Source organism: Arthrobacter sp. 05L45_2 (assembly GCF_056397525.1).
On record NZ_JBFTNO010000089.1, the window covers coordinates 1 to 11,254 of the forward strand.

14 protein-coding genes and 1 pseudogene are annotated in these 11,254 nt (G+C 68.3%); 1 reads left to right on the plus strand and 14 read right to left on the minus strand.

The window, feature by feature from the left end; translation table 11 throughout:
* The 14 genes and pseudogenes from AC1DHD_RS08835 to AC1DHD_RS08900 form a co-directional block, all read right to left on the minus strand.
* Nucleotides 1–526: pseudogene (locus AC1DHD_RS08835) on the minus strand (hypothetical protein); the annotation flags it as partial.
* Nucleotides 527–531: 5 nt separating this feature from the next.
* On the minus strand, nucleotides 532–1,227 hold the full coding sequence (locus AC1DHD_RS08840) for a C40 family peptidase (RefSeq protein ID WP_476879350.1): 696 nt from the start codon (nucleotides 1,225–1,227) through the stop codon (nucleotides 532–534).
* A gap of 2 nt (nucleotides 1,228–1,229) precedes the next feature.
* Nucleotides 1,230–1,664 (minus strand): flagellar FliJ family protein, encoded by a 435-nt coding sequence (locus AC1DHD_RS08845; protein WP_476879351.1) that lies wholly within the window; start codon nucleotides 1,662–1,664, stop codon nucleotides 1,230–1,232.
* A complete protein-coding gene (locus AC1DHD_RS08850; protein ID WP_476879352.1) occupies nucleotides 1,661–2,989 on the minus strand; it encodes a FliI/YscN family ATPase in 1,329 nt (442 codons plus the stop codon). Before AC1DHD_RS08850 ends, AC1DHD_RS08845 begins: the two co-directional genes overlap by 4 nt.
* Entirely contained in the window at nucleotides 2,986–3,639 is a 654-nt protein-coding gene (locus tag AC1DHD_RS08855) for a FliH/SctL family protein (protein ID WP_476879353.1), read from the minus strand. Before AC1DHD_RS08855 ends, AC1DHD_RS08850 begins: the two co-directional genes overlap by 4 nt.
* Nucleotides 3,629–4,645 carry a flagellar motor switch protein FliG gene (fliG, locus tag AC1DHD_RS08860; protein WP_476879354.1) on the minus strand — a complete coding sequence of 339 codons (1,017 nt, stop codon included), beginning with the start codon at nucleotides 4,643–4,645 and terminating at the stop codon, nucleotides 3,629–3,631. The genes AC1DHD_RS08855 and fliG overlap by 11 nt, the downstream gene beginning before the upstream one ends.
* Entirely contained in the window at nucleotides 4,642–6,252 is a 1,611-nt protein-coding gene (fliF, locus tag AC1DHD_RS08865; protein WP_476879355.1) for a flagellar basal-body MS-ring/collar protein FliF, read from the minus strand. Before fliF ends, fliG begins: the two co-directional genes overlap by 4 nt.
* Entirely contained in the window at nucleotides 6,252–6,557 is a 306-nt protein-coding gene (gene fliE / locus AC1DHD_RS08870) for a flagellar hook-basal body complex protein FliE (RefSeq protein WP_476879356.1), read from the minus strand. Before fliE ends, fliF begins: the two co-directional genes overlap by 1 nt.
* Nucleotides 6,557–6,949 (minus strand): flagellar basal body rod protein FlgC, encoded by a 393-nt coding sequence (locus tag AC1DHD_RS08875; RefSeq protein WP_476879357.1) that lies wholly within the window; start codon nucleotides 6,947–6,949, stop codon nucleotides 6,557–6,559. The genes fliE and AC1DHD_RS08875 overlap by 1 nt, the downstream gene beginning before the upstream one ends.
* Nucleotides 6,949–7,290: a flagellar basal body rod protein FlgB gene (gene flgB / locus AC1DHD_RS08880; protein ID WP_476879358.1), complete on the minus strand. Its 342-nt coding sequence runs from the start codon at nucleotides 7,288–7,290 to the stop codon at nucleotides 6,949–6,951. Before flgB ends, AC1DHD_RS08875 begins: the two co-directional genes overlap by 1 nt.
* Nucleotides 7,291–7,480: 190 nt before the next feature.
* On the minus strand, nucleotides 7,481–7,870 hold the full coding sequence (locus AC1DHD_RS08885) for a hypothetical protein (RefSeq protein WP_476879359.1): 390 nt from the start codon (nucleotides 7,868–7,870) through the stop codon (nucleotides 7,481–7,483).
* Complete coding sequence (fliS, locus tag AC1DHD_RS08890) at nucleotides 7,863–8,372, minus strand: flagellar export chaperone FliS (RefSeq protein ID WP_476879360.1); 510 nt, start codon at nucleotides 8,370–8,372, stop codon at nucleotides 7,863–7,865. The genes AC1DHD_RS08885 and fliS overlap by 8 nt, the downstream gene beginning before the upstream one ends.
* Nucleotides 8,372–9,700 (minus strand): flagellar filament capping protein FliD, encoded by a 1,329-nt coding sequence (fliD, locus tag AC1DHD_RS08895; RefSeq protein ID WP_476879361.1) that lies wholly within the window; start codon nucleotides 9,698–9,700, stop codon nucleotides 8,372–8,374. The genes fliS and fliD overlap by 1 nt, the downstream gene beginning before the upstream one ends.
* Nucleotides 9,701–9,890: 190 nt before the next feature.
* A complete protein-coding gene (locus AC1DHD_RS08900) occupies nucleotides 9,891–10,745 on the minus strand; it encodes a flagellin N-terminal helical domain-containing protein (RefSeq protein ID WP_476879362.1) in 855 nt (284 codons plus the stop codon).
* A 293-nt stretch (nucleotides 10,746–11,038) separates the two neighbouring features.
* Between AC1DHD_RS08900 and flgN the strand changes: the two genes are divergently transcribed.
* Nucleotides 11,039–11,254: flagellar export chaperone FlgN (gene flgN / locus AC1DHD_RS08905; RefSeq protein ID WP_476879363.1), on the plus strand; the 216-nt coding region annotated here is incomplete at its 3' end.

Consider the following 11,254-nt stretch of genomic DNA (forward strand, 5'->3'; position numbering starts at 1 on the left):
GTGCACCGGCGAGCGTGAACAACGGCTTGGCCAGCTGCGGGGTGAGCGCCGGCTGCTGCGCCGGCACCGGCGCGGGAGCGGCCGCAGGTGCCGCCTGGCCGGTGCCCGGGGAGGGAGCCGCCGTCGTGGTCACGGCTGCGGCAAATTGTGCGGAGGCTGCCAGGATCCCGGCATCGCCGGCAGGGACCGCGGCGGCGCCGGCAAAAGCCGGAACGGCGGCGTGAGACCCGGCAGCGGGGGCCACAGCCACGGGCGCCGCGGCAACCGGGCTGTCCTGCGTAGGCTCGTCAGGGTGCGCCGGAGCCTTGGAGCCCTTGCTGTCGGACGCAGGCTTGGCAGCCCTGGCCGCGGACGAACCCGATGGCGGCGCGGACGCCGCCTCCTGGGTCACGGCCTCGCCAAGGACGGACCTGAAGCTCCCGGCGCCGGCAGCAGAGCCGTCGGACCGGGCACGGCCCCCCTGCTGGGTACCGCGGGCCTGCGCAGGCTGGGCGGCGAGCGCGGACGCCACGTCCATCGCAGCCATGCCCTTCACGAGGCGCCGCCCGCGGGAACGATCCGCCGGATGGACGTGAGGTTGGACTGCTGCTCCCACGCGTCGCGAATCTGGATGGTCTTGCCCGGGACGGGGGCATCGATGGCCTTGCCGTTGCCGAGGTAGATGGAAATGTGGTTCCCGCCGAAGCTCACCAGCAGGTCCCCGGGTTTGGCCTCGGCGAGGGACGCGACCGGGGTCCCCTGCTTCATTTGGTCGCTGACCACGCGGGGCAGTTCAACGCCGAGGTCCTTGAAGACCCGCTGCGTGAAGCCGGAGCARTCCATCCCGGTGGCMGGGTTGGTSCCGCCCCAGACGTASGGCACSCCGATGTACTTCTTGGCCATGGCCACCACGTCGGTTCCGGTCGCGGTGCCCGCCGGAACGGACCCGGTGATGGCAAGGGAAGCGGGTGCGGCGAGGCCGGCCAAGGCGTCAAGGCCGGTGGTGCCGCCCAGTCCCAGGCCCCCGGCGAGCGTTGAGGAGTCAGTTCCGGAGGTCGCGGTGCCGCCGCCGAGGGCGGCGGTGAGTGCGTCGGTGAAGGAACCGGCGTCGCCGGTGCCTGTCCCGGTCGCGAGGGACGCCGTCGCCGCGGACTTCAGCGCCGCGGCGCTGCTCTCGGCCTGCGCGGGACGGGTGAGTTCAGCGATCATCGACTGGATGCCCTGCATCCGGCCCAGTGCTTCGGTCATGCTCATGAGCGGACCTGCTGTTCATCCCGGTGCCAGATCGTCGAGGAGATTTCGTCCAGCGTGGACTGTTCTGCCCGCAGCTCGGCGGTGTTCACCTCGGCGTTGTGCCGGGCCTGGAGCTTTTCAAGCCCCACGGACCGGGTCCGCGCGGCGATGAATTCGTCACGGGCAGCGGCCTCGTCCGTCTCCGCGACGCGGGCCAGGTTCTGCAGGTCCGCGAGCATGCTGTGCGATGCGGAGCGGGACGCGGCGACGGCGCGCAGCGACGCGGAGCTGACAATGTCATCGTCGGCGGCGGAGAGCTGGCGGCGCGCGGAGGCTTCCCGGGCCCGGACGGAGCTGGACCGGGACCGGGCACGGGCGAGCCCGGACGCGGCCTGGTCCTGCTGGATCTGGCGGAGGCGCAGCAGCCCCGCGAGCGAAAATTGCCGGCTCATGCCGCGGCTCCCAAGATCGAAGTGAGGTGGTCCAGCTGGCGCCAGGACTCGGGGTGGGGGGTGGACTCGTCCATCGGCTGCTGGAGGAAACCGCTGACGGAATCCTCGTGGGCCAGTGCAGCATCCACCAGAGGGTTGGTCCCGGCCTGGTAGGCGCCGACGTCGATCAGGTCCTGGGCGGACTTGCGGGCGGCGAGAACCCTGCGCAGCGTGGACGCCGCGTCGAGGTGCTGCCGGGCGTTGACTTTCGTGGCGACGCGGGAGACGGAGCCCAGGACGTCCACCGACGGGAAGTGCCCGGTGACGGCGAGTTTCCGGTCCAGCACCACGTGGCCGTCCAAGATGGACCGGGCGGCGTCGGCAATGGGTTCGTTGTGGTCATCCCCATCCACCAGCACTGTGTAGATGCCGGTCACGGAACCGGTTTCGGCGGTGCCTGCACGTTCCAGCAGCCGCGCGAGGATGGAGAAGGTCGACGGCGGGTAGCCGCGGGTGGCGGGCGGCTCGCCGGCGGAGAGGCCGATCTCGCGCTGGGCCATGGCCACGCGGGTCAGCGAGTCCATCATCAGGACGACGTCCTGGCCCTGGTCGCGGAACGATTCGGCGATGCGGGTGGCGGTGAAGGCGGCGCGCATACGCATTAGGGCGGGCTCGTCGGAGGTGGCGACGACGACCACGGAGCGCGCCAGTCCAACCGGTCCGAGGTCGTCCTCGAGGAATTCGCGGACTTCGCGGCCGCGCTCCCCCACCAGGGCGATCACGGAGACCTCGGCGTCGGTGCCGCGGGCGATCATGGACAGCAGCGAGGACTTTCCAACACCGGAGCCGGCGAACAGCCCCATCCGCTGGCCCTTGCCCAGGGTGGTCATGGTGTCCAGCACGCGGACGCCGGTCTGCAGCGGGGTGTCGATCCGGGCGCGTTTCATGGCGTTGGGGGCTTCATTGTCGATCGGCACGCGGGGGCCGCTGACCAGCGGGCCCTTGCCGTCGATCGGGCGGCCCAGGCCGTCGATGACGCGGCCGAAGAGCCCGGCGCCGGTGGGCACCAGGACGGTGCCGCCCTTGGCGCGGACGGGGTCGCCAGCGGCGACGCCGGCGAGGCGTCCCAGCGGCATGCAGCGCACGGCGCCGTCGAGGGCGGCCACTACCTCGGCGTCGAGCCCGGGGTTTTCACCCACGGTGACGAGRTCTCCGAGTGCGCAGTCCAGGCCGGACACCTCCAGGCCCAGGCCCATCACGGAGGTGACGGTGCCGACGCGCTGTGGCGCCGCGGCGGCGAGGGCGGCGGCGAAGTCGTCGCGCTTCGGGCGCCACTGCGCGATCATGGCCGGCCGCCGTCGGTGTCCGTGGACCCCTGCTGGTCCCCCAGCAGGGCAGCCTTCGCTCGGGCCAGGGCGGTGCCGAGGCTGGCGTCGAGCCACCCCTGCTGGTATTCGACCTTGGCGTCGCCGCGCTGCAGGGACGGGTCCGCGAGCAGCGGGAGGCCGGCCGGGGTGTCCTGGCCTTCCTTTGTGAGCACGTCGATGTCGGCGGGGTGCAGCCGGATGGCCAGCACCGCGGCGGCGTCATTACCCGACAGGGCACGGGCCAGGGCGGCACGGGCGGTCCGGGTTCCCTCGGCCAGTTCGTAGCCCAGGATCGCCTCGGCGAGCTCCAGCGCCGTGCGGGCGAGGACTTCCTCGGCGTCGTGCAGGGCCTGGACGTTGCGGTGTGCGAAGTCGGTCCGGGCCACGGCCAGGGCACGGACCGCACGGTCCAGGTCCTGCTGCCCGGCGGCCAGTGAGGCAGCCTGTTCGGCGGCCATCCGGTCACGCCAGCGCCGCTGTTCCTTCGCGGCGGCCCGGACACCCGCGGCGTAGCCGGCAGCATGGCCCTCGGTGTAGCCGGCCTGCTCGCTGGCCGGCCCGCTGGAGCGCAGCGAGGGGAAGATGATGCGCGCGGGCGGGCTCCCGACGGCTGTCGGGTCAGTAGACATAGTCTTCTTCGTCCCCGCGCTGGATGGTGATCTGGCCCTCGGCCTCGAGCTCGCGGATGGAACGGACGACGGCGGCCCGCGCCTCCTCGATCTGGGAGGCGCGCAGCGGACCCAGGGCCGCGATCTCGGATTCGAGGATCTCGAGGTTGCGGCCGGAGACGTTGGTGGTGATGGTTTCCAGCACCGGTTCGGAGGCACCCTTCATGGCCACGGCCAGCACGGACGCGTCCAGGCCGCGGAGCACCAGCTGCACGTCGCGGCGTTCGAGCTTGACGATGTCGTCAAACGTCACCATCTGCGCGCGGATTTCCACGGCAAGGTCCGGATCGAGCAGGTCTAGGCCGTCCAGGACCGAGCGTTCGGTCCCGGCGTCGGTGCGGTTGATGATTTCCAGCAGCGGCTGGATGCCGCCCACCACCTTGGAGGCCTGCTGCGAGACGGCGGCGCCGCCACGGAGCTTCAGGGTGTCCGCGACGATGCCGATCGCCTCGGGCGCGCCGGAACCCATCGTGGCGATGCTGAGCGCGACGTCGGCCCGGAGCGAGCCGGGGAGCCCGGCCATCACGGCGGAGGCCTTGCGGGGGCTGAGGTGGGCCAGGACCAGGGCGATGGTCTGCGGCAGTTCGCCGTCGATCAGCGCCAGGATCTGCACCGGTTCGATGTCTTCGAGGAATTCAAAGGACTTCCCCGCCATGTTCACGGTCAGCCGGTTGATCAGCCCGGCCGCCTTCTCCGATCCGAAGGAGGCCTCCAACAGGCCTTCGGCGAGCTCCCGGCCGCCGCGGGCCTGCCTTGGGCTGCTCAGGGCGGCCTCGTGGAAGTCCTTCATGATCTGTTCGGCGACTTCGGGGTCCACCTTGCGGAGCCGGACGATTTCGGCGGCGATTTCCTCCGCCTCGGCGTCGGTGAACTGTGCCATCACCCGCGCCGCGTTGGGCGGGCTCATCTGCATCAGGACGACGGCGGCGCGCTGGGTTCCGGTGAGGGTCGCGTCGGCAAGTTTCATACCGGCTGCCTGTCATCCATGAGGCCGCGGAGGTAGTCCGCTGCTTTTTCCGGGTTGGCGGCGACCATGTTGTCGATCTCCTGCATCCGGCGTTCGGCCTCGAGCACCTCCAGGGGCGGTGCGGGCAGCGGCTGCAGCGGGAGCGCTGCCAGCGGGATCGCGGACGTCGCAGGGGCGTGGTCGAAGGCCGCGACCGCGGGGACCGGCGGGAGCAGGTCCAGGCGTTCGCCGAGGTCGACGGGCTCGCGCTTCTGACGGCGGCGCAGGATCACGATGATGACCAGCGCCAGGATCAGCAGTCCCAGCAGGATACTCCCGGCGGTAATCAGGGTGGCGAAGAACGCCTGCTGCTTCTGCGCGTCAAGATCTGCCTTGGCCGCGTCGAGCGAGGCCTTGGCCTGGTCCGCCGCAGCGGTGCTGAACGGAATAACTTCGACCGTGACGACGTCGCCGCGGGCCTTGTCGACGCCGGCGGCGGAGGTGACCAGGGCCGTGAGCGAGCCGACGTTCAGCCCGCCCGCAGCCGCCTGGCTGACGGCCACCGAGATGGTCTGGCGCTTGATCGCGCCCGGCGGGATGACCCGGTCCTCGGTGACCTTGTTGACCGCGTTGTTCTTGGTCGCCGTCGTGGAGTCGAAGGTGCCGTTGCCGCTGGTGCCGCCGGGGACGGCGATGTTGTCCGGGCCGAGGACGCCTGCGGCACCACCTGCACCGCCGCTGTACTTTTCGCTCTTGGACGATTCGCTCAGCGGCAGGGCGCCGGGGGTGTTGGAGAAGGTTTCGCTCTTTTGCTGCGCGGATTCGCCGGTGACATCCGCGGCGACGGCCACGGTGGAGTTGCCCGGGCCCACCACGCGGTCCAGGACGGCGCGGACGGCGTCGCCGGTGCGCTGCTGGTAGTCGGCGGCCTGCTTGGACGAGGATCCGGCGGCGCCGCCGCCAACGGTGGAGAGGACGTTGCCCTGCGAGTCCACCACGGAGACGTTGGCGGGCTTGAGGTTCTCGATCGCCGCGGACGTCAGGTGCACGATGGCCTGCACCTTGTCACCGGTCAGGGTGACGCCGGGCGCCGTCTCGATGAAAACGGACGCGGTGGTGTCCGGGGTCTTGGAGACGAAGACCGTCTTTTCCGGGATGGCAAGCCGGACCGCAGCGGTCTTGACGCCGTCCATGGCGGAGATGGTGCTGGCCAGTTCACCTTCGAGGGCACGCTTGTAGGTGACGGACTGCTGGAATTCAGAGGACGTGACGCCCATTTTGTCCAGCAGCGAGTAGCCCGTGGCGGCGGCGGTCGGCAGGCCCGCGGCCGCAGCCTTGAGCCGCTCGTCGTAGACCTTTTCCTGCGGGACGAGGATGGTGGCCCCGCCGTCGCTGAGCTCGTAGGGGACATTGTCCTTTTTGAGCTGGTCCACGATTCCGCTCGCGTCGGCGCTCTTGAGGCCGGAGAACAACGGCGTCAGGGCGGGCCGGGTCAGCCAGGCGGAGAGCGCCACAATTCCGACCACCAGCAGCGCGGCACCAATAACGGCCAGCGTGCGCTGGCCGGTGGTGAAGCCTTTGAGGCCGGCGCCGAAGCGCTGGAAGAAGACAGTAATCTGCGGAGGCATCAGGCCTGCATCCTCATGATCTCGTTGAAGGCGTCAACGCCCTTGTTGCGGACGGTGGCGACCAGCTCCAGGGTGATCTGGGCCCGGCTCGCCGCGATGGTGGCGTTGTGGATGTCGTCGAGGTTGCCGGTCACGGCAGAGACAGCGAGCTGTTTCGACGTCGACTGCAACTGCTGGAGGTTGTCCACGGCGCCGGTGAGGGACGTGGCGAAGCCGGAGCCGTCCGTGGCGGCCACGGACGAGGCCCCGGACAGGTAATCGGTGGGGAGGACGCCCTGGACCGGTGCGATCGGGGATACAGGCATCAGGATTTTCCAATCTCAAGGGCGGCGAGGTAGGTCTCGCGGGCTCGGTCCACAACCTGGGCATTGGCCTGGTAACCACGCTGGGCGATGATCAGGGCGCCCATCTGCTCGGCCATGTCGATGTCCGGGTATTTCACGTTGCCGTTGGCGTCGGCCAGGGGGTGGTCCGGCTGGTAGACGATCCGGCCGGCGCCGCTGCCGAGCGGGGTGCTTTTGACGTACACGCCGGTCCCGTTCGCGCCCTCGGTCGCCTCCACGTACTTGGCGCGGAACGCGGGACCGCTGGTGCGGGAGGCGTTGTTCATGTTGGCGAGGTTGTCCGAGACGGCGTCAAGCCACTTGCGGTGCACGGTCAGGGCCGAGCCGGCGATACCGATTGCGTCGAAGGTCATTAGCTGGTCCTCATTGCCGCGCGGACGGCGCTGAATTCCCCGCCGATGGCCCGTGCAGCGAACTGGAAGCGCAGCACGGTGTCAATGTTCGAAAGGGTTTCCGTGTCCAGGTTGACGTTGTTGCCGTTGAGCTGGGTGGGCTCCAGCGATCCCGCCGTCGTGGCCTCAACGTGACCGTCACCGGACTGCACGGACGCCGCCAGGGCATCTTCGAAGCTGACACGCTGCGCATGGTAGTTCGGCGTGTTGACGTTCGCGATGTTGTTCGCGATGGTGCGTTGGCGCAGCGCCAGCCCGTCCATGGCGCTGGCCAGGGCTGCGGAAGTCACGGATTCGAGCACAGAGTCCTGCCTGGGGATTTGTGGGGTGGCCGATCCGTGGCCGATAAATGAGCGATCCGTGCTCTTACTGTGGTTATCGGCACTGTTCAGCGCCGCGTTAGGAGAAATTGTGAAACGTTTGTTGGCGTTTTTTAGCGGGCCGTGGCAGCGGCTGCAAAAGTGCCGTACGACGGCGGAAATCCGGGCGGATTCAGCCGTTGACGTCGAGGTAGATGGCGCCCGAGGGCGTGCCGACGCCGGGAACCGAACTCACGGCGTGCAGTTGCCGGGCTACGTCCTGTTTTGCCATTTCCAGGCGCCGCGCCACCCGCTCCTGGGCTGCTGAGAGGGCCATCGCCCTGCGCCGCGCCGCCGGCGGCAGGGGACGGAGGTGTGACGGCGGGGACCAGCGTTCCACCGGGAGCGCGGCCACGGGCTGTTCCGGGGCGGACAGGGGTCCCAGCGGGTCCTTGAGTGTCTTCTCCGCGGCGTTCACGGCCATCTCCAGCACGTCCAGTACAAGGGACCACGCAGCGAGGGCGGAATCACCCGAGGACGGTTCCTCCGCGGCGTGGTCTACCAGGGGAACCGACTCAGCCAAAACCGAGGCTCCCGTTGGCGTTGCCTGGAGCCGACGCCCACGCGCCGGCTGAGGCGAAGGCGGACGACGCCGGTGCCGGCGCCGCGGGGGGCTGGGCGGCAGGGATCGCCGCCGCGGCCTCGTGCCACGCCTGCCGAAGCGGCTCGAGCAGGTCGATCGCTTCCCGGGTCAGCCCCGCGTCCCGCTGGATATTGGCGTTGACGAGGGCCGTGAAGGCGTAGTTGTAGAGGCCCAGCAGCCCGTCCGCACCGTCCCAGGCATCGGTCTTGAGCGATGAAATCAGTTCGGCGATGATGGCCTGGCCGTGCAGGAGGTTCTCCGAGGCGACGGGCCAGTTGGCGGCCTGCTGGGCCGTTTCGGCGCGGCCGAGATCCAGCAGGAGCCGGTCGTACAGCATGGTCAGGAGGCGGGCCGGGGGCGCGGAGAGAACCGAGTCTGCAAGGTACTGGTTGCGCTGGGCGGCGCCGCCGTAGCCACCGGAGTTGAAGGGCGAACTGGTCATTACTTGGCGCTCCCGCCGGAGAGGCCAGCCAGCTGGGACGTGAGCCAGGTCTGCTGGGCTTTCATGTTGCTCATCGCCACCTCAAGGGCCGAGTACGTGCTTTTCAACRTTGCCTGCCGGGAGGCCAGGCGGGTATCCCAATCGCTGATCCGGTCCGCCAGGTCACGGACCTCGGACTGCTGCCCGGTGATCTGGGTGGTGAGTGTGCCCGTGTATTTGTCCGACGCGGCGGTGGCGGCGGCGTTGATCCGGCCGGCGAGTTCCTGCACCTTGGCAGCGGTACCGGCCGGGTCGGCGGCCAGGGCGGAGCCGAACTTGGTGGCGTCGAACTCCATGGTGCCGGTCTTGGTGATGCTGATGCCAATTTCCGAAGGCGACCGGGGCGGTGTGCCGACCGGCAGCGACGCAGCGGAGAGGATGTTCTGGTTGACCGAGCGCACGGTGCTGTCCCCGGCGAAGACCCCCGCGGAGGTGGTGGTGCCACTGGTGTTCGTGGTGGTGCTGACGGCGCTCTTGCTGGCCACCAGCGCGAAGATCCCGTTCACGCCGTCCACCAGGTCCGAGGCAACCTTCGTGATGCCGGCATCGTCCCGGGAGACGGTGAGGGTCACGGGAGCGGGGGTCAGATCCTTGGCGGTGATGGTGACGCCGGGGAGGAGATTGGTGAAGGTGTTCGTCGCCGACGTCACCGTCTGGGCGGCCGTGGTCCCTGGCCAAAGCGAGATCTCCGCGTCCTGGGCAGCCTTGACGTCGGTAAACGTGGTGCCGGGGTCGGTGATGGTGAACGCACCCGCGCTGCCGGATTTGGTGGCGGTGAACTGGAGACGGAAATCTCCGCCGCCCACGTCCACTTTGGTTGCCGTCACGCCGGCGCCGGCAGCGTTGACGGCGGTCACGACGTCGTCGAGGTTGTTGGACGCGGGGGTGATCGTGTAATCCTTGCCGCCGCTGTTAATCGTCATGGTGGTGTAGGGCCAGCCGGTTACGGCGTTGACCTTGGGCGTCACCGTGACCTGGGTCTGCGCCAGCTTGGTGACCTGGAAGTCGATGGAACCGGCTGTTGCGGCCGCGGTGGTGGTGGCCGTGACCTTGTCACTGGTCGTGGCCGCGGTGGTCAGGTCAAGGGCCCCGGGTTTGGCCGCGGCTGCGGCCTGCGTCGCCAGCGTGGCTACCTTGCCGTTGAGCCCCTGGAGCGCGGACACCATGGACTGGATGTCGTAGGACTTGTTCTTGAGCAGCGTCTGCGGGAGGGCCTCGGACTGCATGATGGAGCTGATGAGGGCGGTGGTGTCGAGCCCGCTGGCCAGTCCGTCGAGTGAGATTCCCATCGCTGCCTCTCCTTAGCTATCAAGAACATTCGTTGGTGCTGCTGTTTTCGCAGCATCGGTGTTGCACGTAAGGGCCGGACGATGGTTTTGCCATCGTCCGGCCCTTCCGCAGTGTGATGATCGGGGGTGTCTCTTCGTCCGATCAGGGTGGCAGCCGGGCGCTCAGGACTGCCTGACTGCCGGGTCAGGCCTAGCGCAGGAGCGAAAGAACGCCCTGGCTGGACTGGTTTGCCTGGGCCAGCATTGCGGTGCCGGCCTGGGACAGGATGTTGGCCTTGGTGAACTTGACCATTTCCTGAGCCATGTCGACGTCGGCGATGCGGGACTGAGCGGCCTGCAGGTTCTCACCGGCAACGTTCAGCGACTTGATCGTGTGCTCGAGGCGGTTCTGGGCGGCACCCAGGTCTGCGCGAGAGGCTGAGACGTTGGCGATGTTCGTGTCCACCGTGCCAATGGCCGTCGCCGAGGTCCCAGCGTCAGTGAAGTCCAATGCCTTGACCGCGGTGGCGATTGCCTTGACGTCCATGCCAGCGGAATTGGTCGAAACGGTGATCTGGTTGCTGGTTGGGTCAGTACCTGCGCCAACCTGGAAAACCATCTTGCCCGCGCCGTTGCCGGAAGTGGCACCGGAAAGCAGGGAGATGCCATTGAAGTTCGTCGCGGCGCTCATACGGTCCAACTCGTCACCAAGTGCGGTAACTTCCTTGCCGATTGCCGAACGGGCGGCACCGTTGTTCGAGTCGTTGGCCGCCTGGAYGGACAGGTCACGCACGCGCTGCAGGATGGAGTGGACTTCGGTCAGGGCGCCTTCAGCGGTCTGGATGACCGAGATGCCGTCCTGGGCGTTGCGGGCGGCCTGGGCCGAACCGGTGACCTGCGACTTCAGGCCCTCGGAGATGGACAGGCCTGCTGCGTCATCGCCGGCGCGGTTGATGCGCAGGCCGGTGGACAGCTTCTCCAGGGACTTGGAGAGATCGGTCTGGGTGTTGTTGAGGCTGCGGTAAGAGTTGTTTGCCGCGAGGTTGTTGTTGATAACGAAGCCCATGGTATTTCCTCCGTGATTTGGGACTGTAAGCGATGGCCCATCCGTGGGCCTTCAGSAGTAGYTATCGCCATCCGGGACGCCGAGGTAAGGAGAAATCCAAAATTCTTTTCAGGTTTCTCCACCGTGAATTTTCCGCCTGCTATCAGGCTTATTCCTACTAACGGGTACGGAAACCCTGCCGATAGTTTGTACGAACCCTGCTGAAGGCCGCATCGTCCGCACGATGCATACCCCGCCTCACCAGCACACGAGTCGTCCGCATTATTCGCACATTTAAGGGAGCCGCACGGACCATGGCCATCCACGAACTTTCCGCCCTGCTGTGGCGGGAGCGTGAACTCCTGGACGTTCTGACGTTCAAGCTGGAGGAAGAGCAGCTGCTTCTGACCTCCGGCAAGTCCCGCTGGCTGCCGCACGGCACACGCGAAGTGGAACAGGTCCTGGGGCACCTTTCCCAGGCCAGCCTGGCCCGGACCATCGAGGCCGCCGTCGTCGCCGAGATGTGGGGC